The organism is Bacillus sp. FSL W8-0848 (assembly GCF_038007805.1).
Classification (GTDB): Bacteria; Bacillota; Bacilli; order Bacillales; family Bacillaceae; genus Bacillus; species Bacillus glycinifermentans.
This window is the reverse complement of the sequence record NZ_JBBOYB010000002.1, coordinates 372,105-398,107: the sequence shown is the minus strand read 5'-3', so window position 1 is coordinate 398,107 and position 26,003 is coordinate 372,105. Positions and strand designations below refer to the sequence as shown.

At 43.4% G+C, this 26,003-nt stretch carries 30 protein-coding genes and 2 pseudogenes; 7 read left to right on the top strand and 25 right to left on the bottom strand.

The annotated features are described in order from the left end of the window. Position 1: 1 nt before the first annotated feature. From NSQ39_RS22845 to NSQ39_RS22740, 22 genes are all read right to left on the bottom strand, one after another. Positions 2 to 727 (bottom strand): head maturation protease, ClpP-related, encoded by a 726-nt coding sequence (locus tag NSQ39_RS22845; protein ID WP_341017541.1) that lies wholly within the window; start codon positions 725 to 727, stop codon positions 2 to 4. Further along, positions 678 to 1,982, bottom strand: a complete 1,305-nt coding sequence (locus NSQ39_RS22840) for a phage portal protein (protein ID WP_341017539.1) — start codon at positions 1,980 to 1,982, stop codon at positions 678 to 680. The genes NSQ39_RS22845 and NSQ39_RS22840 overlap by 50 nt, the downstream gene beginning before the upstream one ends. Further along, positions 1,983 to 2,174 carry a DUF1056 family protein gene (locus NSQ39_RS22835; RefSeq protein WP_003185361.1) on the bottom strand — a complete coding sequence of 64 codons (192 nt, stop codon included), beginning with the start codon at positions 2,172 to 2,174 and terminating at the stop codon, positions 1,983 to 1,985. A gap of 11 nt (positions 2,175 to 2,185) precedes the next feature. Beyond that, on the bottom strand, positions 2,186 to 3,895 hold the full coding sequence (locus tag NSQ39_RS22830) for a terminase large subunit (RefSeq protein WP_341017533.1): 1,710 nt from the start codon (positions 3,893 to 3,895) through the stop codon (positions 2,186 to 2,188). Further along, entirely contained in the window at positions 3,892 to 4,407 is a 516-nt protein-coding gene (locus tag NSQ39_RS22825; protein ID WP_025807612.1) for a phage terminase small subunit P27 family, read from the bottom strand. Before NSQ39_RS22825 ends, NSQ39_RS22830 begins: the two co-directional genes overlap by 4 nt. A 228-nt stretch (positions 4,408 to 4,635) precedes the next feature. Next, a complete protein-coding gene (locus tag NSQ39_RS22820) occupies positions 4,636 to 5,010 on the bottom strand; it encodes an HNH endonuclease (RefSeq protein ID WP_341017530.1) in 375 nt (124 codons plus the stop codon). 337 nt (positions 5,011 to 5,347) lie between these two features. After that, a complete protein-coding gene (locus NSQ39_RS22815) occupies positions 5,348 to 5,983 on the bottom strand; it encodes a hypothetical protein (protein ID WP_341017527.1) in 636 nt (211 codons plus the stop codon). 230 nt (positions 5,984 to 6,213) lie between these two features. Continuing rightward, positions 6,214 to 6,438, bottom strand: coding sequence for a spore coat protein CotD (gene cotD / locus NSQ39_RS22810; RefSeq protein WP_006637235.1), 225 nt, complete (start codon positions 6,436 to 6,438; stop codon positions 6,214 to 6,216). 519 nt (positions 6,439 to 6,957) lie between these two features. Beyond that, positions 6,958 to 7,158, bottom strand: coding sequence for a hypothetical protein (locus NSQ39_RS22805; RefSeq protein ID WP_341017526.1), 201 nt, complete (start codon positions 7,156 to 7,158; stop codon positions 6,958 to 6,960). 462 nt (positions 7,159 to 7,620) lie between these two features. Next, positions 7,621 to 8,001: an ArpU family phage packaging/lysis transcriptional regulator gene (locus NSQ39_RS22800; protein ID WP_006637234.1), complete on the bottom strand. Its 381-nt coding sequence runs from the start codon at positions 7,999 to 8,001 to the stop codon at positions 7,621 to 7,623. Further along, positions 7,998 to 9,353 carry a DEAD/DEAH box helicase gene (locus NSQ39_RS22795; protein WP_341017523.1) on the bottom strand — a complete coding sequence of 452 codons (1,356 nt, stop codon included), beginning with the start codon at positions 9,351 to 9,353 and terminating at the stop codon, positions 7,998 to 8,000. The genes NSQ39_RS22800 and NSQ39_RS22795 overlap by 4 nt, the downstream gene beginning before the upstream one ends. After that, on the bottom strand, positions 9,343 to 9,678 hold the full coding sequence (locus NSQ39_RS22790) for a VRR-NUC domain-containing protein (protein WP_006637232.1): 336 nt from the start codon (positions 9,676 to 9,678) through the stop codon (positions 9,343 to 9,345). The genes NSQ39_RS22795 and NSQ39_RS22790 overlap by 11 nt, the downstream gene beginning before the upstream one ends. 255 nt (positions 9,679 to 9,933) lie before the next feature. Further along, positions 9,934 to 12,345 carry a virulence-associated E family protein gene (locus tag NSQ39_RS22785; RefSeq protein ID WP_341017519.1) on the bottom strand — a complete coding sequence of 804 codons (2,412 nt, stop codon included), beginning with the start codon at positions 12,343 to 12,345 and terminating at the stop codon, positions 9,934 to 9,936. A 25-nt stretch (positions 12,346 to 12,370) separates the two neighbouring features. Further along, positions 12,371 to 12,649: a DUF5052 family protein gene (locus NSQ39_RS22780; RefSeq protein WP_341017517.1), complete on the bottom strand. Its 279-nt coding sequence runs from the start codon at positions 12,647 to 12,649 to the stop codon at positions 12,371 to 12,373. A gap of 333 nt (positions 12,650 to 12,982) precedes the next feature. Further along, positions 12,983 to 14,926 (bottom strand): DNA polymerase, encoded by a 1,944-nt coding sequence (locus NSQ39_RS22775; protein ID WP_341017514.1) that lies wholly within the window; start codon positions 14,924 to 14,926, stop codon positions 12,983 to 12,985. 5 nt (positions 14,927 to 14,931) lie between these two features. Next, positions 14,932 to 15,177, bottom strand: a complete 246-nt coding sequence (locus tag NSQ39_RS22770) for a hypothetical protein (RefSeq protein WP_006637225.1) — start codon at positions 15,175 to 15,177, stop codon at positions 14,932 to 14,934. Positions 15,178 to 15,238: 61 nt separating this feature from the next. After that, complete coding sequence (locus tag NSQ39_RS22765) at positions 15,239 to 15,805, bottom strand: DUF2815 family protein (protein ID WP_048355997.1); 567 nt, start codon at positions 15,803 to 15,805, stop codon at positions 15,239 to 15,241. A 31-nt stretch (positions 15,806 to 15,836) separates the two neighbouring features. Beyond that, the gene (locus tag NSQ39_RS22760; RefSeq protein WP_445662414.1) at positions 15,837 to 17,009 is read right to left on the bottom strand and encodes a DUF2800 domain-containing protein; all 1,173 of its coding nucleotides are present in this window, start codon (positions 17,007 to 17,009) and stop codon (positions 15,837 to 15,839) included. Further along, a complete protein-coding gene (locus tag NSQ39_RS22755; protein WP_341017509.1) occupies positions 17,009 to 17,371 on the bottom strand; it encodes a hypothetical protein in 363 nt (120 codons plus the stop codon). Before NSQ39_RS22755 ends, NSQ39_RS22760 begins: the two co-directional genes overlap by 1 nt. A gap of 191 nt (positions 17,372 to 17,562) precedes the next feature. After that, positions 17,563 to 17,832: a YqaH family protein gene (locus tag NSQ39_RS22750; RefSeq protein ID WP_341017506.1), complete on the bottom strand. Its 270-nt coding sequence runs from the start codon at positions 17,830 to 17,832 to the stop codon at positions 17,563 to 17,565. 152 nt (positions 17,833 to 17,984) lie between these two features. Continuing rightward, positions 17,985 to 18,257: a hypothetical protein gene (locus NSQ39_RS22745; RefSeq protein ID WP_048356264.1), complete on the bottom strand. Its 273-nt coding sequence runs from the start codon at positions 18,255 to 18,257 to the stop codon at positions 17,985 to 17,987. Between the two features lies 1 nt (position 18,258). Further along, a complete protein-coding gene (locus NSQ39_RS22740) occupies positions 18,259 to 18,444 on the bottom strand; it encodes a helix-turn-helix domain-containing protein (RefSeq protein WP_341017500.1) in 186 nt (61 codons plus the stop codon). A gap of 268 nt (positions 18,445 to 18,712) precedes the next feature. On the opposite strand from NSQ39_RS22740, the gene NSQ39_RS22735 reads away from it, so the two are divergent. The 6 genes from NSQ39_RS22735 to NSQ39_RS22710 all read left to right on the top strand — a co-directional run bounded on the left by NSQ39_RS22735 (position 18,713) and on the right by NSQ39_RS22710 (position 23,532). After that, positions 18,713 to 19,141, top strand: coding sequence for a helix-turn-helix domain-containing protein (locus tag NSQ39_RS22735; protein ID WP_057957673.1), 429 nt, complete (start codon positions 18,713 to 18,715; stop codon positions 19,139 to 19,141). Between the two features lie 10 nt (positions 19,142 to 19,151). Further along, complete coding sequence (locus tag NSQ39_RS22730; protein WP_341017496.1) at positions 19,152 to 19,574, top strand: ImmA/IrrE family metallo-endopeptidase; 423 nt, start codon at positions 19,152 to 19,154, stop codon at positions 19,572 to 19,574. A 136-nt stretch (positions 19,575 to 19,710) separates the two neighbouring features. After that, the gene (locus NSQ39_RS22725) at positions 19,711 to 20,883 is read left to right on the top strand and encodes a tyrosine-type recombinase/integrase (protein ID WP_341017494.1); all 1,173 of its coding nucleotides are present in this window, start codon (positions 19,711 to 19,713) and stop codon (positions 20,881 to 20,883) included. Between the two features lie 121 nt (positions 20,884 to 21,004). Then, complete coding sequence (locus tag NSQ39_RS22720; RefSeq protein ID WP_046131147.1) at positions 21,005 to 21,418, top strand: YrvL family regulatory protein; 414 nt, start codon at positions 21,005 to 21,007, stop codon at positions 21,416 to 21,418. Positions 21,419 to 21,527: 109 nt separating this feature from the next. Further along, positions 21,528 to 22,109, top strand: a complete 582-nt coding sequence (locus NSQ39_RS22715) for a TetR/AcrR family transcriptional regulator (protein WP_046131148.1) — start codon at positions 21,528 to 21,530, stop codon at positions 22,107 to 22,109. A gap of 1 nt (position 22,110) precedes the next feature. Beyond that, entirely contained in the window at positions 22,111 to 23,532 is a 1,422-nt protein-coding gene (locus NSQ39_RS22710) for an MDR family MFS transporter (protein WP_175076324.1), read from the top strand. A gap of 36 nt (positions 23,533 to 23,568) precedes the next feature. Here the strand turns inward: NSQ39_RS22710 and NSQ39_RS22705 are convergent. The 3 genes and pseudogenes from NSQ39_RS22705 to NSQ39_RS22695 form a co-directional block, all read right to left on the bottom strand. Beyond that, positions 23,569 to 23,766 (bottom strand): annotated as a pseudogene (locus NSQ39_RS22705) (peptidase G2 autoproteolytic cleavage domain-containing protein); the annotation flags it as partial. Next, positions 23,694 to 24,184: pseudogene (locus tag NSQ39_RS22700) on the bottom strand (peptidase G2 autoproteolytic cleavage domain-containing protein). The pseudogenes NSQ39_RS22700 and NSQ39_RS22705, both read right to left, overlap by 73 nt. Before the next feature lie 103 nt (positions 24,185 to 24,287). After that, entirely contained in the window at positions 24,288 to 25,058 is a 771-nt protein-coding gene (locus NSQ39_RS22695) for a 3D domain-containing protein (RefSeq protein WP_175076325.1), read from the bottom strand. A gap of 384 nt (positions 25,059 to 25,442) precedes the next feature. Here NSQ39_RS22695 and NSQ39_RS22690 point away from each other — a divergent pair, with 384 nt between their 5' ends. Then, complete coding sequence (locus NSQ39_RS22690; protein WP_175076326.1) at positions 25,443 to 25,988, top strand: IseA DL-endopeptidase inhibitor family protein; 546 nt, start codon at positions 25,443 to 25,445, stop codon at positions 25,986 to 25,988. Positions 25,989 to 26,003: the final 15 nt, after the last annotated feature.

Sequence of the window (26,003 nt, the reverse complement as noted above, 5' to 3'; positions counted from 1 at the left end):
CTTAAAGATTTAAGAGTTCAAGTTTCATATTGATCTTTTGTTTTAATAATTCATCCGGTTTAGTTTCTTCAGCCGGATTTCCAGCAGCGGATTGAGCAACAATTTTGCCTGGAACATGTTTAAAATGTGCCAGTACCTGATGATCAATGCAGGCTGCTACATCCTTTGATTCTGAAACCATATCGATCAAGCCATAATTTAAAGCTTCATCGGCGGTGAGCCAGGTTTCCTCATCCAGAAGCTGGCGTAAAGTCCGGTCGTCCAGTTTGTCTCCTGCTTTCGCAAGATATGTGGAAACGATACTTTCAGTAATCTTATCCAGATCATCGGCTGCCTTCCGGAATTCCGCGGCATTCCCGACCATCCCCATGTATGGGTTGTGAATCATCATCATGGCGTTACTCGGCATCGTAATTTTATCGCCGGCCATTGCAATGACAGAAGCAATACTTCCAGCCAGTGCATCTATATAGACATTGATTTTTGCCTTGTGACGCTGAAGCATCGAATGAATAGCCTGCCCCTCAAAAACATCCCCACCAGGCGAATTGATGTACAAATCAATAAAGCTCACATCACCTAAACTTTTCAACTCAGACTGAAAGACCTTGGACGAGCTCTCGCTAAACCATCCTTCGCCAGTTATCGAACCGTAAAGCGTAATTTCAGCAGTCGAATCATTCAGAACCTTCATGTTCCAATACTTGTTTTTCTTCTTCGTTGCCATCACCCCCTTTCAGGCGATTTGAAGACCGTCTGACCTTGCTAAGTTGATACTCTTTCATAATCGAAAGGGGAACAAGGTTTAAGTTTCCATAATGCTCATCGCCGATCTCCCCGATACCTGTCATGTCCTCTTTTTGAAGAATAGTATTGACGCTAAAGGCGCCTACGCTTTGCATCGTTTTATAAAATTCAGCACGTGATTTACTATCCCCGCGAAGCTCTGATTCCAAGTTAAATTTAAAGTAATAGCCAGCTTCCCGCTGCTTCTCTGTCAAAACCTTATCGTTTAACTCTTGTTCAATATTTGTGACGATTGGCTGTAAAGTGGTTTTGACATAATCTAAAGATTGTTGCTCTATATTTGAAAATGTTGCCCGGTCCAGCTCACCTATTTTATGAGGCGGCACCTTGTAAATCGATGCAATCTGCTGACGATTCCACTTCATTGACTCTATAAATTGAGCATCCTTCATAGGCATTGTTACTTGTGAATAATCGAGGCCGGCGTCTAAAACTGCAATAGACTGCCCCGCATTCACCCGCTCCCAGTCTTCTCTAAGAATTTGTTTGCTTTTTCGGTCTAAAAGGGTCGGCGCTTTTACAACGCCAAATGGCGCGCCCCCATTCTTGTAAAATTTCGCGTTAAATTTTGTGGCAGCTCTATTTGATCCGATATTGTCCCGAATAACTGAAATCGGGGTTTGACCTACAATTCCGTCAAGAGATAGGTTTTTAAAATGCAGTACCTCTTCGTAAAAAAATTCACGGTACTTGCCGTCAAGTGTGGTTGAATACCATACCCGGCCGTTATTTGGATCAATATTCGTATTTGTCGCTTCAGGGTCTAATGGTCTGATACCAGCCACATTCCCGTCTTTATCAAAAAGCAAAAGATTATAGCTGTTTCCCCAAGTACACAGTCCCGTAACCAACAGCCGTTTCCACACAAAGCTTGTCATGAAGTCATTGACTTTGTTCAGAATAATGTCGCTTACTTCATTTTGAATCTGTTGTATGTTTCCGTTTTGATTCTGAAAAAGTTTAATCGGCAGTTTTGCAATATCATCAGCTAAAACAATCACGCAAGCATATACATCCGGATGCAAAACGGCCGTTTTTGTTGATACTCTTTCACCAGATGAACTCTCTGTCCCGGCAAAAATATTTCTAAACCAATTAGCCGGATGGAGAAGGGAACCGCTATCCTCTTCAGCAATTTCATTTTTTATTCCGCTCTTTAAACGGCTTAATAGCATCTATTTCCCTCCCTCATCCTTATTTTTTTGACGAACAAATCCTGCCAAGCTGGCAAGAGAAAATAAAAAAACACCGGTTGCAATTAAACCCGCGTTTACGTTTATTCGGTATATGGCTATTGAAATGAATACCATGCCCGCAATAAGCAAGATATCCTCTAAAAATAGCTGTAAGGTTTTTAAAATTTTCAAGTGCTCACCCCCTACAGACTGAAAGATCCAGACTGAATATAAGCGTTTAAGTCGATCGCCGTATCAATTTGTGAAGCCCGAACATGTGCATTAATAAGCGCGGCTGCCGGGTCAATCCGTTGTGTGGACTTGGACTTATCCAGCATTATATTTTCCTGGGCATCCACTTTTGTAACGGCGTTCCCCATAGCCCAAGTCAGCAGATCGTTTTTATTATGGATGATCTTTTTCGCCTTCACTTTTTCACGGAAGTCTTTCGTAGGCTCTGAAAGTGTGGCTACACCCTGTCGAATTTCAATCATCACATATCCGTCTGCTTCCATCTGTTGGGCAAACTGTGTAGCATTGTACGGATCGTAGGCTATTTCTTTTATCCGCCAGCCTTTTTCTTTCTCCATTTTTTTAATGTAGGTTCTGATATAGTCATAATCGACAACAGCGCCGTCGGTAACGGTTAGCCAGTTCTTTTTTCTCCACAGATCATAAGGTACGTTATCGGTCTTCATACGCTCATAGAAAGTATCTTCAGGCATAAAGCCGTGACTCTCAACAGCAAAGCTCCCATTATCCAATGGGAAAATAAACGAGACAGCTGTCAGGTCAATTCGTTTTGACAAGTCAATCCCTACATAGCACTCACGGCCGGATAGATTAGGGAACTGATCAGATCCGCAATCCTTCCAAGCCTGCATATCCATGTATCCACCGTCGCGCATATTAACCCAAACATTCATATTCTTGGTCAGGAAATCCCTCATCTTTTCAGGAACAGCCAGAGCCATTTCAAGACGATCTCGCAAATATTTTTTCCCAACTTCATGAGAAGCTAATATCGGATTAGCCTTTATCCAATTCCTTTCATCCTTTATGTCATCGTCTTTATCTATTTCGTTCACCATGACAAAATACTGTTCATTTGTCTCTACTTTGTTTGGATCGAGAAGACGTGAAACATAATCATACTCCACACGATAGGCCGGATTGTTTAACTCGTGCCCCGCTGTCGTGATAATAACCATGATCGGCTGCGTTCTTGCGCCCATCCCCGACTCCAGGATATCGTAAATCTCTGACGTTTTATGAGCATGATATTCATCGATTATGCCGCATTGCGGGTTAAATCCGTCACCGGTCTTCCCTGCATCTTTAGATAAAGCTTTGATGGTTGAATTTGTTTTTGGGTGTTCAATGGTGCTGTATGCTATCCTGTATTTTTGCTCAGGTTTGTTTAGAAGTTCGCACCCTTCTATTTGGGCTTTTATCTCCTTCCAACATATTTGAGCCTGCTCCGTCTTTGTTGCCCCTATATAAACTTCAGACATTTTCTCATTGTTTGCCATTGCTTCATAGGATGCAACACATGCTAGACTCTGAGTCTTTGCATTTTTACGGCCAACCTGCCAATACACTTTTGTAAAACGGCGGTATCCTGTATCTTTATGAATCCAGCCATAAACATTACCGAAAATAAAGATTTGAATACGATCTGGAACTATGTTTTCACCAGCTAATGGCCCTTTTGTATGTTTGAATTGCGTCATCCAGTAAAGAAAGCGACGGGCTTTTTCATCGTCAAACACGTAAGGAAACTCTCTTGTTCCTTCTCTTTTAATATCATTTAAAAACCGTTGACAAGCCCATATATGCTTTTCGCACGCAACAATCTCGCCCGATATCACATCGCGCGAGTAATCAATCATAAACTGTTTAATTGTATTCATACATTACTAAACTCCTTTTCTGCTAAAGTCTTCTCCCGTTCTTCCTGGGTTTTCGTGATCGCGAGCTTGGCACGTGCAGACGGTGTGAGTCCGAAATCATTAGCAGCCGATTTCATTTGATCGTAGAAATTTTTCTGCCGTTTCAGCAGAGGGTGCTCTTCTCCAACCAACTTGATCGGCTCTCCGTTTTCATCTTGACCCTCTGTATGAATCATGATGCCGTCTTCTTCAATAATTTTCGAAATAGAGATGTACTGAGAATACGCATTACAGTAGGCAGCCAACATGCTGATATCTGCCTCCGTGATGATTTCCACCTCAGATAAAAGAGCAGCAACCCGTTTAAATTCTTTTTTAGCCACCTTATCCAACCAGGAAGGAGGTTTGATATTGTCAGCGCGCATTTTCATTTTTTGTTCGTGTTTAGCCCGCGCGGCCAGTTCTTCCGTATTCTTTTTATTCGGATTGCCCTGTATTAATTGAAGGGCCGCGGATTTTGCAGGTCTCGGCATGTTTTTCACCTCATTCCTTTTAAAAAATCGCAATTTTTCGCTTGTTTTTTTCACAAAGCATGCTATGATGAAAGTAACAACAAAACCAGTCATATCAAGCCCTCTCGGCAAATCTGTCGAGAGGGTATTTTGCGTTTCGGGAACTTTGAAAAGCGGTGTTTGTTTACAGAAAAGGGGGCGCCGTTCCCGTGGCGGTTGTTTTCCAAGGATTTTCATAGGGGGGTATCCCTACTTGATCGGCTTGCTCCGGTCGCCGTGAACCTTGTTATGGCAAGCATTGCAGAGACTTTCAAGGTTTGAAAGGTCTAAACGCTTGGACCAGTCCTGCTTTACCTCCACAATATGATGGACCATGTCGGCGGGAGTGAATCGATGTTCTCTCAAGCATCGCTGGCAAAGACGATTGTCTCGAAGCAAAACAAGTTCTCTTGTTCGTTTCCATTCAGTTGATTTATAAAAACTTGTTATTGTTTTGTTTCTTGAATGTTTGTTGTAATGTTTCGTTTCCTCCTGTTGGATGTGCCTATGGTCAGGGCAGTACCCCTCCCTAGTAAGGGCCTTACACCCATAGGCCTTACATTCCCTTAATGGCTTAAGTGGCATTGTAGTCCTCCTTCAATGCAAATCGTTCATTGGTTCAGCTCTTTATTTGCCTGATCTATTAACGGCTGCATAAGTAGGCCTATACGCTCCTTTAAATTGAAATACTCTGTCAAAAGGCGCTCGGCTTTCTTTAGCCTCTTGGCTTTGTCATACTGACTCTTCACACTTCTGATACGTTTTTGCAGCTCTCTAATTTGTGGAGTTGTCACGGAGAACACAGTCCTATGCTGGCAGGCCGGGCACTGGATATACCCCACGACAACACTATTCTTTCTTCTCTGCTCCTGTAACACGATTGCATGAACGTCTCCACAATGCTCACATTTACTAAGAGGTTTCATGATCTTTCCCTCTGATCATGGAAATGCCGATTATAAACGATTGCCTTTGTTCCAAACTTGCTTTCCTTATCCATGTATTCAATATCAATATGTGTCGGATTGATTGTCGAATCATCATTTGTTAGATAAGAAAAATCTGCGTTTATAATCGAATCAATCTGTTTGCCTTTGTAGAAAATACGAGGCACAGAATCAATATCCTCAAGCTCAATCTGCAGCAAAGGAGTTGTTTTTTTCGATGGTGCAGAATAACCAAGAGAAACGCCTTGGTCAACTCCTATATTTTCGTAAACGTTCTCTAATATAAATCCGGTTAACAGAATTCCGCGTTTGTGAAGCCTTTTAACAGCATCCTTTGGTATGCCTTCATCACAAACGACATTATAAAGCCCATCGAGTTCTGATCCGTCTACATATCCGATAATATTCAGATCAGGATATCTTCGCTGGTAACTTCTTGCTACCTCTCTTTTTGCCAGGACAGGATAATTATTTTTTCTGGCAAACTCCAATAGGGCAGTTGTTTTACCAACACGTCTTTGCCTCGCTCTTACATAAATTAGTTCATTCTTTTCAGCAGCCTTTTCTAACAACTCTAAAATACTCGTATGCGCTAAATTCAATTCAAACATGCTTGATCCTCCCTTAAATAAAAAACGCCCTCCCATTTGGGAAAGCGCCTGGTATATTCTTTCTAAACCGAGCCCACACTCAAAGGCTCTCATTGGCCGCCGATCGTTTATTCTGAGATTTACTGGACCCGGTTTACAGAGAACATAAAAAAGCACCCTTCATTTGGGTGCTCATTTGGGTGCTATATATGATGATGCACTGTAAACCATACAGACATTGTTTAATCCCACTAGTTACAACATGGTTTACCACAATGAGTATGAGAGTGTGTAACAGGATCGTAACTAGAATAAGTGTGTGGATATTGATGGACATGCTGGAAATGCTTATGATGCACATTTGTTATATGCTGCGGATGAATATGCGGCACAATTGTTTTAGAAAAAGTATGAGTTTGACAACAATTAGTCGGGTGTACAATTGGCGGCATCACATTTGGTTTGCAATGAAACATGACTAAGCTCTCCTTTCATTCATTTATCATATTCATTATCAAACTATGATAAACAATGTATACATGTACCATTACAATCACCTATATTTGTCCGATTGCATACTATCCACAGCCTAAAATCAAAAAAGTATCCTAGAAGATCACTTTTAAGGATACTTAAACAGAAAGGAGAAAAGTTAATGTGTCGGGTCAATATTTGCAACTTATCTATTCCCATTAATTCGAATTCGTTCTAAAAAAAATCAAGAAGCACCTTCAGGGTACCTCTTGAAAAGGGGTAATTCTCGATGTATTTCATTTTATGAAAGTAATCAAGAAAAATAAACTTGTCTATTCGCTTAATACCATATTAACCGATCTAAAACAAAACAGAGTGCCAACGTTGTGCCATAATTGTGCCAAAATCATTTTGCTGTCATCCTCTGATTTAAAATATATTTCATTTCTTTGTGCTCGTGAGTCCATTCTTGGACTGTCCTTTTTCTGGATAGCCTGAATGGCCATCGGATGGCGGTTTTATTATGAATCCTCCCCGATGAAAATAACATTCGTGTGCTCTCCGTCATCAATTACAATAGCCTTTTTACCACTCAGTAATGCATCACATAATTCTTTTGCTTCTTCCTTTGATACCATATGATCGGTACTTTTCCAACCGCGATCTAGAACTTCCAATCGACTTTCTTGTGTATTTTCAATGATTTCAATACCGTATTTCATCGCTCAACTTTACCTCCTTCAATTTTTTCTACATTATACCATGAAGGAGTTTTTATTTATCCACAAGTGAACCCTATTCTAAATGTAAATTGAGCAGCCAGCCGGTTATTCTTTTTTATCCACTCCTTACGCTAAACGCTTATTAAAATTTGCGCCTTACACATACTCCGGGAGGAAGCCAAGCATTGTAAGACGGCATGTCCAAAAAATATACTGCTTACAAATCTCCCGATACCAAAGCCGCAAGACTAGCGCGATCCGGCTCAGAATGTTCCTCCCGTTTGGCTTCATTCTTCATCACCTTAATTTGAGTATCCGAATTCACCTTGATAAGGGAATGGTGCATCTCCCGTTATTTCTTGATAAATAAATCTTATCGACAAATCAAAAATAAATAGTCTCCTTTTTTGTCTCTATTTTTGTCCTCAAAAAGTTTATTTTTTGTCCCAATAAAAAAAGCACTCAGATGATTCCGAGTGCTGTAGCAAGGCGATAAATCGCTCTTTTCTTTAACCTGTAATAAGCATTTTTGGTAATACCCAAATCCATATAGATGTTGATGTCTTTCACCCTGGCAGCCGTCAGATATTTCTTTTCGATGATTAAACGTTCCTCATCGTCCAAGCTGTTTTGTAAAGCTCGTTCCATCTGTTTGACCTTGAGCTCGTTAAAAGCGGATGAATCCCGGAGGGAAGGAAATGCCTTCATGCCGCGATTTTCGCATTCCTTTTGATTTTCAAGCTGGACTTTGATTGCCCTATAATCTTTCAATTCTTTAATCACAATTTCACGTACAGCTCTAGTGTCTACTGGTTCGAAAAATGTTAATTGTTCAATGCTCATGCCAATTTCTCCAATCGTGCTTTTACTGCTTCTAATAAAGCATCTTGCCCCAATGCCTTCCCTTCCAGGGCTCTCATTACATCCTCGTCCACGGTCCCTTCTGTCACCAGGTGATGAACGATGACGCTTTGCTTTTGCCCCTGTCTGTCCAGCCTGGCATTTGCCTGTTGGTATAGCTCCAGGCTCCAGGTCATACCGAACCAAACAATGATATGGCCGCCATCTTGAAGGTTTAGCCCGTGTCCGGTAGAAGCCGGATGCGCCAGAAGCATTTCTATTTTCCCGGCATTCCAGGCTTTTATATCTTTGCTGCCATTTAAAGTCCTTGCATTTTTGAATCTGTTTTGAATCCGTGAAAGATCGTGCTGATAACAATAAAACACCAGGATCGGGTTTCCGTTGGCTGCCTCCACTATGTCTTCCAGTTTGTTTAGCTTTTCATCGTGTATTTCTTGAATTTTTCCGTTCTCATCATAAACCGCACCATTTGCCAGCTGCATCAATTTGTTAGAAAGAACAGCCGCCGTATCAGCCACAACATCACCGCCAGCGAAAGGCAACAGCAATTCTTTTTCAAGTTGCTTATATTTCTCCTTGGCTTTTGCCGGAAGAGTCACTTTCATTATGTTGTTGATTCTTTTCGGCAGATCGAGCCAGTCTTTTGCCTGCATGCTAATGCAGATATCAGAAATCTTTTCGTGTATTGATTGCTCGGCCCCGTCTCTTAACTTCCAACTATAAATGATCGTTCGGTTACGCTTATCGGGCTGAAAATATTTTTCTCGATAACTGGTTACCGTTTTGCCCAGACGTTCCCCCTGGTCTAACAGATACATTTGCGGCCATAGATCAATTAAACTATTTGGGGCTGGCGTTCCCGTCAATCCCACAATTCTTTTGATAAAAGGGCGAACCTTTTTTAAGGCTCTGAATCTTTTAGCCTTGGAAGATTTAAAGCTTGATAGCTCATCTATCACAACCATGTCAAAGGGCCATTTCTTGCCGTAGTAATTGACAAGCCATTCAACGTTTTCACGATTGATCACATAAATGTCCGCGGACGCATGTAAAGCTGAAACCCTTTGGTGTTCGGGGCCCAACACTTTTGATACACGAAGGTATTGCGTATGATCCCACTTCTCCGCCTCGCGGCTCCAGGTGTCTTCTGCCACCCTCAACGGTGCGATTACTAAAACCTTCAAAACCTCGAAATAATCATGAAGCAGATCGGAAACCGCGGTTAACGTGCTTACCGTTTTTCCCATCCCCATATCAAGGAAAAGGCCGGCGGCCTCACTTTTGATAATGTGCTGAATGGCATGCTCCTGGTATTGGTGAGGCTTAAACTTCATGAAAGAACCTCCTAATAAAAGCGTCTATTGTTTCCCGGGAATCAAGTTTGCAAACGGTAAACCCTAAACTTTCTAGGTCCCGTTTTCTTTTCTCCTGCAAGGGCCGAAGGTTTTTCCCTGGCGCTTTCATTTCTGCAAAGACTGCCCTTCCTCCCGGAATCAAAACAAGTCTATCCGGCACCCCTGACATTCCCGGAGAAACAAATTTAAGTGCCTGACCCCCCAAGCTCTCAACCTTCCGTTTGAGAAGTCGCTCCAATTGACTTTCCTGCAAAACTGCCTCCACTCCTTTTATGAATACGTCCATAACGCCCATGACAACCATTTTCTATATAGACTGCTGAAATAAAGAGATTATAGAGATTTTATTACGTGTGTACTCTATATTCTTTTATATATCTTTTATATAAATATTATGGATGTATTGGATGTATAAAAGGGTTAATCCCTTGATGCTATTGGGTTTTTCATACGTCCATACCCTTAAAATATGGATGTATTTCATGGACGTATGGACGTATGATTTTCAAGTACCCAAAATCAGTATGGACGTATATTTTTGACTTATGGTCGTATGTTTTTAACCCTTAATAAAGGCCCTCTGGTATCCATAGTTTTTACCGAAATACAGGCGGCCCCGATTTTTGGTGTATTCGGTCCAGCCTGGTATGCGTCTAAGGATATCGTTAATTTCACGCGCTTGGATTGGTGACATTTGTTTTGGGTCGCCCTCAAACAATTCAACCCATACCTCCATCGCACAAACCTTGTCCCTTTGGACTGTTCCCTCGTCCGTTTCTCCAAAGTCGACGCCATGGATGAATCGTCTTCGCTCGCCGATGTCTTTTTTGGCCCAATCCTCGGGAAGCAACCGGTTTAAATATTCCTCGATCAAACCGGCTTTGACGCTTTCCTCAGTATGTGCCTCCTGAGCTTCTTTTGCGGCCTCTGCCAATTTACCGGACAGGTAAAGAGGCTCTTTTTCGTTCCAACAGTCAACAGCCTCCGCCCAAATCTGATCAATTTCATATTGGTTCATGTCCGTCCAGAGGTTTTTTGTACGCTTTTGAACGGCAACCACAACGGGCCAAAACCGCCGGTTCCCGGTTCGGTCTTTCAGAAATGTCACATCATTCGTTGAACCAAAGAAAACGCACTGCCGTGGGAAAACGGAAATCTGGCGGCCGTATGCTACCCGATAGCTGTCCTCCTGTTTCGATATGAAATGCTTAACGGCCTCCGCCTCAGCTTTCCGGGTAGCGGACAGCTCGGCTAGCTCAATGAGCCAGGCGCCTTGTAATTGTTCATAGGCTTCTTTCCCTTGAACGGTAGTGATCGAATCAGAGTGCCAGCCCATACCAAGTTTTTTGATAATGTAGCTTTTCCCGACTCCCTGCGGCCCCACCATAACTAGGACATTATCGAATTTCAGTCCAGGTTTCAGGACCCTGCCAACTGCTGCCGTGAATATCTTACGGGTTACGGCCCGGACATACTCAGAGTCTTCAGCACCCAGGTATTCAATGAACAGCGTGTCAAGACGGGGCAGCCCATCCCATTCCAGGCTATTGAGATAATCTTGTACCGGATGGAATTTGTTTTTCCCCTGCACCTCCATAAGCGCATCATGAACCTTTCCTTGACCTGAAATTCTATAAACAGTTTCAAGGTAGTTACGTAAAGAAGCATCGTCTCTGTCCGTCCAATAATCCCCCTCTGATAGCTTGCGCCAAGGTAGATCACCTAAGACGGCGGCCCGATGGGAAAAATCATTCCAGGCAATCTTCCCGGCCAGGTGCGGATCATTTTGTAATATCAAAATTATATTTTTGGCGGTAGAAAGAATATCGCCGTTCTTTTTGACGTCAAGCTTTTCAAACCAATCGCTATCTACATCCTCAATAACTCCAAATTCTTCGCTTGCTGCCTTTAGTCTTTCCTGACCTAAAGTTCGCTTGACGTTTTTATCCGCCTGAGCGAACTCAGTCATGGCCGTAAAAGACGGGAGCCGGACGACCGGCGTCCCTGGCTCGGCTTCCTCATCGCGCATGCCGAATTTATGAATACGAACCAGATCAAACGCATTGACCAGTTGCCCGCCTATCGGGTCCGTACCATGATGGGAATAGGCAAATTTATCGTCATCATAGAGAATCAGGCCGCCGGTCGTAGAACCGGCTTTATAGGTAAAGCGCCCCGGCCCTGCTTCTTCATACACATCAGATAGAAATGCTTCGATTGCCTCAGTAATTGAATACGTGCGGCAGAAGGCCCCGACCATTCCGTTTTTCTCGTGGGGGTCACCTTGCTTGTCCGCGAGCTTCTGACGTTGTTTTTGAAGCCTGGACGATTCAGGCCAATAAGACGGGTCTTTCCAATCTGTGTACCGGGATAAGACCTCGTCAGGATCAAGCCAGGGCAAATCTTGCAGCCTGAAAACGAACTCTCCATCTTTAGAAGTTGACGGCCAATACATAAGCCGATGCGGCTGATATGTTGTATCATCGAAAAAATCAATGCCTAAATCCGCCGCCAAGCGTCGGGAGACTGCCTGATACTCGTCAGGTGTTATAGGCCGTTTTAACGGAATAACCAGGCGCAACCTTGGAGCTGTGCTGCTGTGCTTATGCGTTGAGTACGCGGCGCACGCAAAATCGAACATCATTTCAACCGACGCCCACAGATCACCTTTGATAAAGTCAGCATCCAGCGTAACCACCTGGCGCCAGACAACAGAGTCAGTTTTTCGCCGGCCACCCTTTAAAGTACCGCCGACGAACCCGCCGACGTCTTTTATTTGGTCCTGCTGCGCCTTCGACATTTTTTTATACTCTGCCAAGGTTTCAGATGTGTAATTTGGTGTTGATAGCTTCTTCAGCAGATCGGACCAAAGAATGTCTTTGTTCTTCCAAGCCTTGTCCCAACGGTTGCGACCTGTTGCGATGGTGATAGACCCGTCATGCTGCACTCGTTTTTTAAAAGCTGTTTCCATCACCGGCAAGCTCCCTCCATTCCTTTCAATTTTCTTCAACGATCACAACAGCGTTGTTAATTATGATTCGTTTGCCGTCCAGATCGAATTTCACTTTGTTCCCATAGTCATTAACTTCAACATCAAACTTGCCTTTGTAGGTTTTGATCTTGTTTCCATTCTGATCGTAGACGGTTGCTGTTCGATTCAATCCGTTATGCTCTGACTCAATGTCTTTTGCTGTTCTGTCCCACGACTCTGATTGGCAGCCGGTTATAATAGCGACAAGCAGCAGGACTACAATAGTTGCGATAGCTTTTTTCATCTTCATTCTCCTTCCCGACTCCGGCCGATTATATTTTTTCAGTTGCGAAATAAAAAACGCTATGAAAATCAACTTTGAAAGGCTTTTTGCATCTTACACAATGCATTTCAAATTCTCCCGCCTCATCACCCACCTCTAAATAATCGTGAATGTTCGATATTTTCCATTTGCAATGAGGGCATTCTATTACATCTGCTATATGATCAATCATCAGGCATCATCTCCCGTCTTTTTCAATCCATTTCATATATTCGGAATCTCTTTTCCTAGCAAACAAGAAAAGCCCGAGCAGGGCTATAAGGCTTCTCAAAAATCGCATGCTTTCAGCCCCTATCAATCTTTTTTATAGTAATCTGTGACAAACCCGTCAGCTGTCAGCGGCAGCCCCTTCGCCCAAGGGATAGGCTCACCCATCACCTTTTCAACGTGTTCCAGCGAGCCGGTTCCTTCCTCAGTATCCAAAACGGCTTCGTCATGAATGTGCATAACCGTCCGGTAGCCGGCAGCATCCAAACGCTTCAATGCGACAGCGAGACAGTCGCGGGCGACGGCCTGGACAATGTTCTCCGTAAGCTTCCCGCCGTAAGTATTCAGCCTAGTCCATTTGCCGTTTTCCGTGCCCTCATAAGTCAGAGCGTCTTTTCCAAAACGTTCATCGCGTATAAGCTTTGGCCGGGCATATGCCAGGCGGCGGCCAGATGGAAGTTGAATAAATAGAATGCCGGACTCATAGAAGAAAATTAATCCGTGCTGCAACCGTTGTTCCTTGCGGTCGCGAACTGCCGAGATTGCAGCCTTTTCAACGTCATACCAAAATTTCACGATGTTTGAGTTGGACTCACGCCAAGCGCTAACCAATTCCGGGAGCTCTTCTTCCTTGAGCCCCATGTCTAAGGCGCCCATTTGTATTAGCGCGCCCTTTCCGCCCTGATAGCCTAGGGCCAATTCAGCGATTTTCCCCTTTTGCCGCAATGGGTTTCCTTTGGTGATCGATTCAACCGGCACACTGAACATTTGAGAGGCAGAGGCTTCGTAAATCTTGCCGTGTGTATTGAAAACATCTAAGCGCCATTTTTCACCTGAAAGCCAGGCAATGACCCGTGCCTCTATTGCGGCGAAATCCGAAACAATAAACCGGCAGCCCTCAGATGGTATGAACGCTGTCCGGATAAGCTGCGATAATACAAAAGGCACTTGGTCAAAAAGAAGTTCGATCATTTCATACTGACCGGCTTTTAACAGCTTACGGGCGGTGTTCAGGTCTGATAGTTTGTTTTGCGGCAGGTTCTGAACCTGGACAAGCCTGCCGGCCCACCTACCCGTTCTGCCCGCACCGTAAAATTGAAGCAGTCCCCGGACGCGGTTATCCTGGCAAAGCGCCCTTTCTATCGCTTGATACTTTTTAACGGAAGTTTTGGATAGCTCCTGGCGGAGCTTCAAAACCCGTTTGACGGTTTCATCTTCTGTCTTATCAACCATCTTCGAAATAGCATCTTTATTGAGGCTCGTTACCTTTAGTCCTTTTTCTTCTAGCCAGGCTTTTAATTGAGAAACGCTATTTGGGTTTTCTAAGCCCGTCAGTTCCTTTGCTTCTGCAATCAGTTTGTTTTGATATGACGTGTCACAAGCTATAGCATGCTTGACCAATTCCGTATCTACCCGGACCCCGCGGTCATTGATCTCCTGATCAAGCGCCCATAAAGATTGTTCTGATTGTGGAACCTCGTATTTTATTAGGCGTTTCCGAATAGCCCGTTCCACTTCAACGTCCTGGATACAATAAGCCTTAAATTTTTCCCATTTCTCCGGATCGTGTTCAGGAAGGTTACGGGTTCGCCCACCGTTCGCCTTTGTTGGCTTACACGGAATGGAAAAATACCTGATTAACGCTTTGCCGGCTTTATCTTTTTGAGCTTCCAGCTTCATTGATTTTGCTACGCCATCAAGATTGCCTGGGAGCCCGAGCGTTGTCGCATGCACGGCCGTACAACGCCATTGATCCGGCAGCATCAAAAGGTCAAAATGTTTGGCGATACACGTTCTTTCAAAATTGGCGTTATATGCGGTTTTAATGACTTTGGAGCTCGTCAAAGCTGCCAAAAGTTCAGGGGGGAGCTTTTCGCCCTGGGCTAAATCAATTATTTGGATCGGCTCATCATCAAAAGCATAAGCAAACAGCAAAATTTCAAAGTCCGGAGCCTCCGTATAGGCGTAGACGCCTGACTTGATCAGATCAACGCTGGAATAGGTTTCTATGTCAATGGCTAACGTTTTCATGAATTTCACGCCTTTTTCTTTTCAATACAGAGCTTCCCGTTTGAAAGCTTTAGATCCATTTCAGACAGCTCACCTTTCAGTAAGTCGAGCTCAAATATTTTTTCGAGAAAACGGGTCTTAGAAGTCACTATATCGCCTAAGTATTCAAGCATTGCCCTGTCCTCTTTCTCGGTGAAAGTCGCTAAAATTTCTTTATCTTCGTACTCATCGACATCCCTATATTGAGTTACTACAAGCCAAACTTTTTTCATATTTACAGCCTCCTACTCTTTTAAAAGAGGGGAAACAATCGTCTCCCCTAAAGCCTTCAAATTAGCTTAAAAAGTCGTCGTCATCGTCTTCCTCGATATCGAGGGCGTCAAAGTCATCTTGAGCGCGAGAGCGACCGCCGAGATAGTCCCCGTCTTCCCATTTCTGTACGTTGTTTAGGCCGCATGCAATTCCTTTGTTTCCGGCTGTGTTAAACGGGTAGAAGTTGATAGACACGCGGCCATAGCATCCGGAATAGACTTCCTCAGAGTCAATAATTTCATTTAGGTGAGCATCGACAACACCAGGTCGCGTCTTGCTGGAAGCATTTAAGAAGTAAGCTCCTGCGTATTCTTCCTGATCCGGTCTTTCCTCGTCACCGTCACGTAGAGGGGTTTTGAGGTTTTTCGGGATTTTACCGCCCCACTTGCTGGCCCCTGCTTGCTTTGCTGCCTCTACTGCAGCTTTAATTTTTTTCAGTGTTGCTTTATCTGACTTTGGAATGATGATTGACATGCTGTATTTTGGTTCCTGGCCTTCTTCAATCGCGTGCGGTTGAAAAATATGAACGTAAGAAAAGCGAACCTTTCCTGTGATTACCTTTGTGCTTGAATTTGTGTTAACTGCCATTGTTTCATTTCTCCTTTGTTTTTAAGTTTTTTTATTGAAAATCAGCTTGCGCCGATTCAACTGAATTGATCTCGGGGCGCTTGTCCGATTCTGGAACCAGGGTCGGTTTCCCCGTAGGCTTCACGACAAGATCGCCAAGGTGTTCATTAAATGCTTTTTTACCGATTGATTTTTCCAGGGCGGATATGCCAAGAAGCTCTTTATTGTATATCTCTCCTTCCGAATAGCCAGCTTCAAGAAGCTTGGCGGCTGCCTCGGTTTTATCGGCATATTTCCGGATACTCCGGCCTTCGACAAGCTTCCACCCTGGGAACCTCTTGCCGTGGTTTTCTGCTTGCGATAAAGCATAATCCTGGACGTCTTTCGCCCACCGTTTTAATTCCTCAGCCTCATAAAGAATCTGGCCGAGCTCTTCTTCTGAAAGTAGTTCAGGCGCTTTGAAATCATATTTTGCAAGCTCCAGGTTTGCTTCTGCCCGCTTTCTGCAAGTAAAGCGCGCACGACAGAACCGGCAATGATCACCGGAAATAAATTCCCCTTCTCCTGCTGCGGCCATTTCAGCCCGAGGCTTAACAAATTCCTCAGCCCAGGCCAAAAGCTGATCAGTTTTGATTTCGTCTGTTGATACACTATCGAGACGGGGTTGAATAATTGTCATGCGGACAGTTTCAATGTCATAAAGCATTCCGAATTGATTGATAGCGCCCAAGGCATACAGACGCATCTGTGTGTTTTCCTGAGCGGAGACAGGCACACCTTTCCCGTATTTCAGATCAATAATCTCCATTACGTTGTCACTGATCGCCACCACGTCACCGGTCCCAAAGCCTTCCGGCACCCATTCGCTATAATCTAAGCGCTGCTCGAGAAGGATAGTAGCGTCCCTTGTCCCAGCCTGTAGCGCGTTGATCCTTTCAACCACAAGATCAGTATAGCTTGTGACATAGTCGAGCATGGATTGAGAGAAAAGATCATGTTTTTTTAGTTTGTTCAGCCGTCGCGTCCTGGCCGTTTTAGAAATTTGCCCGAAATGGTATTGTAAAAGAACTTCTGATAATTCATGGGCCAGGGTACCTTCTTCGGCAAAAACGCTCGTAGACTCTTCAAACTCCTGCTCCAGCCGGGCACTTGGTGTACAAGTGAGCCACCTTTTTGAGCCAGAGGCGGAAAGCAGGGCGTGCGCCCGGCTTGAATGGTCTGCCATTATAGGGCCTCCGCATGCTTGAGTAGTTCAGCGTATTTTTCGGGCAGAACGTCTGAAAGCTTTTTCGCACCAAACTTCGCGAATAGTTTTTTGACCTCGGCTTGCTTGCCTTCCTGGGCCAATGCCGCAAGCTTATCCCTGACAACTTCCTTGCTAATAGTCGGCGTTTCTTCTTCTTCCTCTTGGGTTGACGGCTCTTCTTTTACGTCCTCAGTAGGCGGCGTTTCAACCTGTGGGGCCTTTTCTGTTTCTTGGGCAACGGCCTTGCTGTCCAAAACTACTTCTATATTGTCCAGAGCTTTTGCAAGCGCTTGGATAGCATCAGCCAATCCAGGTGCCTTAATATTCACAGTGATATTCATTAAAAATTACCTCCTATTTTCTTCAATGCAGCCACATGATATAATGGCGCTGAATAAGTATTCTTCTAGGTCGCCTCTGCCAAGGCGGCTTTTTTATTTGTCATCATCCTGCCCGTCCTCGTCTTCATACTTCAAATATTCCAAAGGATAGCCGTAACGGTTGATCTCCGTGATCATTGGATGTTCGATATTCATTGAAACGTTCTCCTTACAGTTGAAACGTTTAACCCTCTACCTGCGAATTTGGACGCGATTTCGTGAAGCCGGACTACCTGTTCCGGGTGCTCCATCCGTTTAAGGTCCTTGCAATTTGAAATGATTGTCGCCGCAATTTCCACGCACCCAATAAAGTCCTGGTCCTCAATGGCAGCGGGAAGCAATTCAGAAATAAGGTATTGAGTTGACTCGATCAGCCTTCCCGCCTTTTCGCGGTCAGCTTTTAGAAAATGATTTAGGTTCATGCTTGAGCTCCTTTCGATTTTGTAAATGCTTGATAAATCTTCATAAAACGCTCCGCTTCACTTAGAGCAAGCCATTCTTTTGTTTTGATCTTCAATTCCTCACCCCCCTTCAAAGATTAGGATTTTAAAGCGTCTGTCCACGCGTATTTTTTTTACCATTCGTCCATGATCTCTTTCATGACAACTAAACTTTGTTCATAAAACCAAAACCGCTTACCCTTTTCTTTTCTTCTTTCGAGAAGCTTCATCCGGGGATCGCGCAAGAACTCATTTTCCAAAAACGATTTACTCATACAAGTTCTTTTTGACATTTCATCAAGATCCCAAGTGAAAAGCGTATTTTTAAGGGTTTCGTCTAATTTTTGATTGATGTAATCTCTAATTTCTGACTGATTCACATCAATATTGATCTCAGCAATCGGCAAATTATGAAACCTCCTTCATGTCTAGGATCTTGACAATTTTCTCTCTGATTTTTTTGCCTTCTCTTTTACCGTGTAAAATGTCGGAGAGATAGGGGCCTGAAATGTTTAGCATTTCGGCTAATTCTTTTTGCTGCATACCATTGAGTATTAACCAGGTCTTAACCCTTTTTCCGAAATCCAATTCCACAGAAAACACCTCCTATATATTTTTTGCTAATTATTTAGCTTTTTGTTGACTGAAAAATAGGATATATGCTAATATCTAAGCATAGCGAATAAACCCTACAATTACAGCCTTTTACGTTGGGGAACGTGGTCTTAGGCTTTAGTTTGTAGTGTCCTGAAAGCTAAATAAGTAGCTTATGAACACAGTTTAATAAACTATATGCTAATTGTCAACACAAAAATAGCATAAAGTTTAATTTTTGTCATAGGCTCATTTAAGGATGGTTGATATGACAATAGTTGAAAGGATAAAAAAGTTGGCAAAAGAGCATAAAATATCTTTGGCTGAACTTGAAAGGAAGACCAAATTATCAAATGGGACAATTAGAAGATGGGATGAAAAAACTCCAGGTATAGACAAAGTTCAAAAAGTAGCTGATTATTTTAACGTCTCAGTTGATTACCTTCTCGGCAGAACAGAAAAAGAAAACTTTGAGCCTGAACTTACTGCTAAAGATGAAAGAGATATACAAAAAGAGCTACAAAAAATTATAGAAGGATTAGAAGGCAAGAACGGATATGCTGCATTTGACGGCCAAACTCTTGACGATATGGACGACGAAGATAGAGAGCTGTTAATTGCAAGCTTGGAAAACTCCCTACGTCTTGCCAAAAGAATTTCAAAACAAAAATTCACTCCTAAAAAATATCGTAAGTAGGTGCCTTTTTGTGGAGTCAATTACTGCAAAAATCAAATCAATAACAAAGAAATTTGAAACAAACAATCCATTTAAAATTGCAAAAGAATTAGGAATTGAGGTGGTTTATGAAGATTTAGGAAAAGCTTTGGGGTACTACAGTAGGCATTTCAGAGTTAAAGTCATCCACATTAATCAGAATGCGAATGAACATAGTAAGGAGTTTATTTGCGCCCATGAATTAGGTCATGCGATCTTTCATCCAGACGCAAACACTCCTTTTTTAAAAAGGCAGACTCTATTTTCAACAGATCGAATCGAGTTGGAAGCGAATTTTTTCGCAATTAATTTGTTGTTCTCATCCTTTAATGGCTGTGTAACTGTGAAAGAAGCAATTGAACAATACGGAATCCCAGAACAGTTAGTCATATCTAACATCGCTAAAAATTTTTAACCTAAAAACAGAACATATATTCTGTTCATTAAAGGAGGTGATGCCCTTAAATGATCTGACCGTGATTTGTGATTTTTACGGCAGATATCTTCTCCCCTTTTAAAGCGTCTGTCCACGCACGAAAGGGAAGATTTAAATGAAATTGTATAAATCAAAAAAAGATCAAGAACTGTATTATTATTTCAATGCCAAAAAGGAAAAACGATGGTGCTATAGACATCGGTATTATGATGCCTTGGGGAACAGAAGAGAAAAAGGCAAGATGGGCTTCAAAAATGAAAATGACGCCTATAGGGCTTTACTTGAAGTGAAGGCCTCAATATTAGACCGTGGCGCTAAACAAGTTGAAAAATCCAATTTAACGGTTTCAGAATGGATGGATATATGGTTTGAATCCTATAAAAACGATTGGGAAATCTCTACCCAGAAATATCGTAAGAATGCTATTAGGTATCATATAAAACCTTTACTGGGTAAATATAAATTATCCAATTTAGACAAAACACTCTATAAACGTGTTTTCATCAATGAACTCTTAAAGGATTACAAACCTAGAACCGTCCAACTATTCCACGGTGTTTTCAAAACAGCTGTAAATGCAGCAGTGGATGATGAAATCATTCCTAGAAATCGTTTTAATAGAATAACCATTTCGTTGAAAAAGGATGATGAAAATTTTTTAACTCCCGACGAGTTATACAGATTTCTAACTACTGCAAAAGAAAAATTAGATATCACAGAATACTCACTTGCTTTACTGTTAGCATTTACAGGGTTGCGGAAAGGTGAGGCTTTCGGTCTAAAATGGGGAAATATTGATTTTGGAGAGAAGACTCTCACAGTAGAGCGAACACGAGATGAAAACGGAGTTAGATCACCCAAAACTAAAAATAGTTACAGGACAATTCCCGTTGATGACATAATAATAGAGAAGCTAAAAACTTACCGAGCCTGGTGTAAACAGGCCATGCTCAAAGTGGGGAAACATCTATCTGATGATGATTTTGTCTTCATTTCCACTAAGACAGCCGAGCCGGCAAGCTACCGTACCCTTAGTGATAAAATAAAACCTATCTGTGCAAAGGCTGGCTGTAAGCCGATTACGGTTCACGGCTTACGCCACACCCATGCAACAGTTTTAATAAGTCAGCGAATACCCGTCAAAGTGATCGCAGACCGTTTGGGAAACACCCCACAAATGATTTTAAAGATTTATGGTCACTCATTCAAGGATCTGGAACAAGAAACTGTGGAGGCATTTAGTCACGCTTTAAAAGCAGCTGGGGGAAGTTTTGGGGGAGCTTTTTAAAATATCCCCTTTCCCTTCAGTATTCATAAGGTTTAAATAAACTTACTCCGATTGTAAATTACATTTTCTAATTTTTTTGTTATGATCAGAAGTATACTGTCAGATTAGGAATGAATGCCAAATGATGAAAAATATACTCGGGAACATGCTTGTCGTTACGCTCATCTTTCTTCTGATCATATTTGCCCTTGCGCTACTCGTCGGCACCTGTTTTTTCGGAGTGACCGGCTTTTTCGCGATTTTCGGCGTTACCTATGATTCGCCGGGCTCCCTGCTGCTGTTTATTCTTTTAAGCTTTGTGATCGGTTTTATTTTTGAAATTCCCGAAAAAATTCTCGCCCTGCTGATCGGGCATAAATTCATAACATTTGCAATCGAATGCTTCTTTACCTGGCTCGCGATTCACATTGCCGATGAGATGATGGACAGCATCACGATCCCTCTTGATGTTGAAATCATAGCCTGTATGTTTTTATTCGTGATCCAGCAGGCGTTTGAAGACATTGACGAAAAGAACAAGGCGGAAAATATCTGAAAAAAATAGTCCATTGCAATCATTTCAAAATAGGGCCTTTAGAAAAGGCTCTTTTTTTCGCTATAATTTATATAGACCGATCAGTATAAAATGAAAGGTGATAAAACGGATGAAGGAAAAAACAAGCAGCCGGGACAACATCTTACGCACGGCTTCGCGATTATTCCGCAAGCAAGGCTACCATGCGACAGGCTTAAATCAAATCACGGCAGAAAGCGGCGCTCCCAGAGGCTCGCTTTATTACTACTTCCCCGGAGGCAAAGAAGAGCTTGCAGCAGAAGCCATCAAAATGACCGGTGAAGCGGTTAAAGCATTTATCAGGTCTGCGATCAGCCGATCACCGGATCCTGCAGAAGCGTTTCAAGCCTATCTTCAGACGATGGCCGACGGGTTTGAGGAATACATCATGGAGGATTACGAGGACATTCCGATCGTCTCTTTCGCTTCAGAAACATGGTCATTCAGCGAAACGCTCAGACAAGCGTGTGATCAAGTTTACGAAGACTGGCGGCTTGTTTACGAAGAAAAGCTCATACGGTCCGGCTTTCAGAAAGAAAAAGCCAAAACGCTGAGCATCGCGATACAAGCCATGATAGAAGGCGCTTATGTGCTGTCCGTCACGAAAAAAAGCGGGCTGCCGTTAAGCGCCGCCGCCGAACACATTCAAACGATAATCAAGGAGGGGAAATGAAATGGAGCATACCAATAGAAGCACATTTATGATCATCGCCATTTTAATCGTGGGCAATTTCCTCGCTTTGATAAATGAAACGGTAATGAATGTTGCATTGCCGAAGATGATCGAAGACTTTAACGTATCAGCAAATACGGCACAGTGGATGTCAACAGGATACATGCTGATGATCGGAATCGCCGTGCCGGTTACTGCCTTTTTCATGCAGCGCTTTACGACAAGACAGCTGTTTCTTACAGCGATGAGCTTATTTACAGCGGGAACCCTTTTGGCAGGCATTGCCCCCGTCTTTCCCCTCGTCCTCACAGGGCGGATTATTCAAGGTTCGGGGACGGGACTTATTTTACCGCTGGTGATGAATGTCATCCTGACACTCGTTCCGCCGCAGAAGCGCGGAACGATGACGGGGATGATGACGCTTGTGATTTTATTTGCGCCTGCTATCGGTCCAGTCATTTCAGGCTTCATCGTCGAACATTATTCATGGCGGGTCGTCTTTTTCATGATGCTGCCCGTTGCGCTTTTCATGATCATTTATGCGGCATTCCGCTTAGAAAATGTGACCGAACAGACCAACCCGAAAATTGATATTCTATCGATCATGTTGTCTACCATCGGATTCGGTGGAATCGTATTTGGCTTCAGCAACGCGGGAGAAGCCGGCTGGAACAGCCCGAAGGTCGTCATCGGACTGGCGGCGGGGATCATCGGATTAGTCTTATTTGTACGCCGGCAGCTCACATTAAAAGAGCCGATGCTCGATATGCGGCCATTCCGGTCCAAGGTGTTTTCAACGACAGTCGTCCTCGTGTGGCTCATCATGATGCTGCAATTTTCGATGATGCTGATTTTGCCGCTCTACTTCCAAATGGCGCTCGACCTTTCGCCTTTGTCTACCGGCTTGCTGATGCTGCCTGGCGGACTGGTCCTTGCTTTGACTTCTCTTGTTGCAGGACGCCTTTTTGATAAGCTCGGCTTCAGGCCGCTTCTTCTCGCCGGTTTAATCATTGTCATCTGCGTTCTCCTGCTGTTTACAAAGATCTCAAGCGGCACATCGATGGCTGCCGCCATGATGCTGTACGCGGGCTTTACGCTCGGCGTCGGTTTCACGATGGCCCCTGTCATGACGCTCGGATTAAACCAGGTGCCCAAGCCCTTGTACCCGCATGGTTCAGCGATTATGAATACGGTCAACCAAGTATCAGGCGCGATCGGCCCGGCTTTATACACGACAATCTTGACAACCGTTTCAAACCGGTTTATCCGGCAATCTGCGATTACAAACGAAAAAGATTTGCAAATGCAGGGGATGACAGCGGGCGTTCATACGGCTTACTTTGTCGCGATAGGGTTCGCCGTTGTCGCACTGGCGCTCTCTTTTCTGATCAAGGCCAAAAATAAAGAGGTGCAGCATATGTAAAAAAAGCAGTCCGGGATCAAGCCGGACTGCTTTTTTTCAGAGAATAAATACGAGGGCAATTCCATATCCGCGCTGAGCATCATATTCCGACGTAATCCTCATGGCCTGCCAGCGCTGTTCCGGTTGATCTGCTTTCGTTGCGATTCCCGAGTCTGCTACAATCAAACCGTCTGCCTTGACTGTTTCGCCACATCTGATATACACCTGTCCGGCAAGGCCGACCACATTCCATTCATCGCGATCGTTTCTTGACTCGTATTCTTGGTCAGGGCGGTAATCCGGATTTTCTTTAGGGCCATGACCTTTTCGCCGTCAGGGCCTGCTTGCAGTTCATACACATATCCGCCAAACTCATTCTTGACGTAGCGGCCTGACCAGTGAAGGCTTGCTTCCCCGAGGACCACACCGGCGGTTTCCGAGATGACGCCGAAGAGATTGTCGCCTTTTTCCGCCGGTCTGATCTTATCGCCTTCAAGTGCGACAATCGTTCCAGCCGGAATCTTTTTCCCGTCGGGCTTTCGAGATACTCGGCGTAGCCTGTAAAGGTTTGGGGACCGGTTATGCTTCCAGAGGCTTTGATCATGCCGTTTCTGGCGTGCAATTCAATCTTTCTGCTCGCCGTAGAAGGAGTGCTGCCCACAACCCATTCCATTGCTACCGAATTGGAGTTCGAGAGAAGAAATCGCTTTCATCTATAGGTGGCAAACGTATGACATATAAAAAAGACACGGAATACAAATCCGTGCCTTTCTATATCAATCTAATATTTTCACTTTAACCGTTCTAACGCCCCAATCAAGCGCGTCTGCTTTATTTGGAATAAATACGTCGATTTTATGCCCGGTAATGGCGCTTCCGGTGTCTTCAGCGGTCGCTTCGCCGTAGCCTTCAACATACACTTTGGAACCTAGCGGTATCACGTCCGGGTCAACCGCGATTACTTTGGCATCCCGGTTGGCATTCAGATCGACTCCTGTTTTCGTAATGCCTGAAATGCCGCCGTCGTTTGCCGTATATGCTGTTGCTGTAACGGTGATTTCTTTTGCAGCCGATTCCGGCTTGCTGCTTGAGACTGCTTTCTGTTTTGCAGGCGCCTCAGGCTGTTCGCTTCGGACGGCTGCTTGTTTAACAGGTGCTTTCAGACCCGTCCCACCTCCGGTTACCGCCAGCGTTTTTCCGGCAAAAATCAAGTCCGATTTGAGGTTGTTCCACTTTTGAAGATCGTTCACAGAAACACCGAACTCTCGAGCGATTTTTGATAATGTATCTCCCGGTTTGATGGTGTACTGCTTTTGATCTGAGTTTTCTTCTTGAGAAGAAATGTTCAGCTTTTGACCAGGCAAAATAATGTCTGTGGAAAGCTGATTCCATTTTTTCAAGTCCTTTAGGTTCATCCCGTATTCGCGGGAAATCCCCCAGAGCGTGTCCCCTTTTTCAACACTAATCTCTTTTGCTGAGGCGCTTGCTCCGAATGCAGTCGCTGACATAGCTGCGGCTGCAGCCAAGGACATTATTGTCTTCTTCATAAGTTAAAATCCTCCCTTGTTAGCTCTTTTGAAACTAACAGGGAAAATCGTAACACAGCAAAATGTCATCCCCGTGACAGATCGGTGTGAATTCAGTTACAGTTTGTTTACTGATATAGTTGGATTTTATAAAAAATTTTAAATTTTTAAAAAATGATCAAACTGTTTATATTTAAAGGGAATGGGGTATTGGTATTGTGGACAGACCCTAACGCCGATGTTTGCCGAAGTCTCATTTTATATCATTTATCAAGGAGAAAAAAAGATTTTTTCAGCAAAACAGCGGACGGAAAAATTTTCTTCGAAAACATATTGTAATCTAACCGTAATTATTGTAACATTTGTAACATAAGAGATATTATTTTTCTTAAGGAGAGAGTTACATTGAAAAAATTTATCGTTTTTGCCTTGACTGCCTTCTTGATTCTGCCGATCCATACGACAATTGCCGCGAAACATACATCAGGTGACTTAACGAAACAACAGGTTTTGACGATGACATTACAGGCCCGCGAACATTTTTGGAATACAATGACCGGCCACAATCCGAAAGCAAAACACTCGACATGCGTAACGAAAACGTTTGAATATCAAAATTTGCCTTATGTTTACATGTGCAGTGAATTCGGCACGAAAGCAAAATTGACGAATTACTTGACCCCCGTTTTCACAAAAGATGCGATCACGAACGGATTAAAAAAATACAATATCATCAGTTATAAAGGAAAAATGGCCGTTCCGGTCGGCGACGGGGACAACCTGTTAGATTGGAAGAAAGCAACATTCAAACTGATCTCCAAAAAAGGCAATGCCCGCACGTATGAATTTACCGTGCCTGCCAAGGACGGATCGCCTTCTGCAAAAAGAAAAATCACATTCGTAAAGGAAAACAACAAGTGGAAAATCAATCAGCTGGATGCCGCCATCTAAATAAAAAAGCTAATG

Coding starts and splice junctions, on each gene's coding strand:
- NSQ39_RS22695 (WP_175076325.1), bottom strand. CDS start 25,058: ATGAAGAAGACAATAATGTCCTTGGCTGCAGCCGCAGCTATGTCAGCG.
- NSQ39_RS22800 (WP_006637234.1), bottom strand. CDS start 8,001: ATGAGCATTGAACAATTAACATTTTTCGAACCAGTAGACACTAGAGCT.
- NSQ39_RS22820 (WP_341017530.1), bottom strand. CDS start 5,010: ATGCCACTTAAGCCATTAAGGGAATGTAAGGCCTATGGGTGTAAGGCC.
- NSQ39_RS22750 (WP_341017506.1), bottom strand. CDS start 17,832: ATGAACCTAAATCATTTTCTAAAAGCTGACCGCGAAAAGGCGGGAAGG.
- NSQ39_RS22790 (WP_006637232.1), bottom strand. CDS start 9,678: ATGGTTGTCATGGGCGTTATGGACGTATTCATAAAAGGAGTGGAGGCA.
- NSQ39_RS22725 (WP_341017494.1), top strand. CDS start 19,711: ATGAAATTGTATAAATCAAAAAAAGATCAAGAACTGTATTATTATTTC.
- NSQ39_RS22760 (WP_445662414.1), bottom strand. CDS start 17,009: ATGGCAGACCATTCAAGCCGGGCGCACGCCCTGCTTTCCGCCTCTGGC.
- NSQ39_RS22805 (WP_341017526.1), bottom strand. CDS start 7,158: ATGAAATACGGTATTGAAATCATTGAAAATACACAAGAAAGTCGATTG.
- NSQ39_RS22755 (WP_341017509.1), bottom strand. CDS start 17,371: ATGAATATCACTGTGAATATTAAGGCACCTGGATTGGCTGATGCTATC.
- NSQ39_RS22815 (WP_341017527.1), bottom strand. CDS start 5,983: ATGTTTGAATTGAATTTAGCGCATACGAGTATTTTAGAGTTGTTAGAA.
- NSQ39_RS22770 (WP_006637225.1), bottom strand. CDS start 15,177: ATGAAAAAAGTTTGGCTTGTAGTAACTCAATATAGGGATGTCGATGAG.
- NSQ39_RS22840 (WP_341017539.1), bottom strand. CDS start 1,982: ATGCTATTAAGCCGTTTAAAGAGCGGAATAAAAAATGAAATTGCTGAA.
- NSQ39_RS22845 (WP_341017541.1), bottom strand. CDS start 727: ATGGCAACGAAGAAGAAAAACAAGTATTGGAACATGAAGGTTCTGAAT.
- NSQ39_RS22830 (WP_341017533.1), bottom strand. CDS start 3,895: ATGAATACAATTAAACAGTTTATGATTGATTACTCGCGCGATGTGATA.
- NSQ39_RS22785 (WP_341017519.1), bottom strand. CDS start 12,345: ATGGAAACAGCTTTTAAAAAACGAGTGCAGCATGACGGGTCTATCACC.
- NSQ39_RS22765 (WP_048355997.1), bottom strand. CDS start 15,805: ATGGCAGTTAACACAAATTCAAGCACAAAGGTAATCACAGGAAAGGTT.
- NSQ39_RS22795 (WP_341017523.1), bottom strand. CDS start 9,353: ATGAAGTTTAAGCCTCACCAATACCAGGAGCATGCCATTCAGCACATT.
- NSQ39_RS22735 (WP_057957673.1), top strand. CDS start 18,713: ATGACAATAGTTGAAAGGATAAAAAAGTTGGCAAAAGAGCATAAAATA.
- NSQ39_RS22720 (WP_046131147.1), top strand. CDS start 21,005: ATGATGAAAAATATACTCGGGAACATGCTTGTCGTTACGCTCATCTTT.
- NSQ39_RS22775 (WP_341017514.1), bottom strand. CDS start 14,926: ATGAAAACGTTAGCCATTGACATAGAAACCTATTCCAGCGTTGATCTG.
- NSQ39_RS22710 (WP_175076324.1), top strand. CDS start 22,111: ATGGAGCATACCAATAGAAGCACATTTATGATCATCGCCATTTTAATC.
- cotD (WP_006637235.1), bottom strand. CDS start 6,438: ATGTTTCATTGCAAACCAAATGTGATGCCGCCAATTGTACACCCGACT.
- NSQ39_RS22825 (WP_025807612.1), bottom strand. CDS start 4,407: ATGCCGAGACCTGCAAAATCCGCGGCCCTTCAATTAATACAGGGCAAT.
- NSQ39_RS22715 (WP_046131148.1), top strand. CDS start 21,528: ATGAAGGAAAAAACAAGCAGCCGGGACAACATCTTACGCACGGCTTCG.
- NSQ39_RS22780 (WP_341017517.1), bottom strand. CDS start 12,649: ATGAAAAAAGCTATCGCAACTATTGTAGTCCTGCTGCTTGTCGCTATT.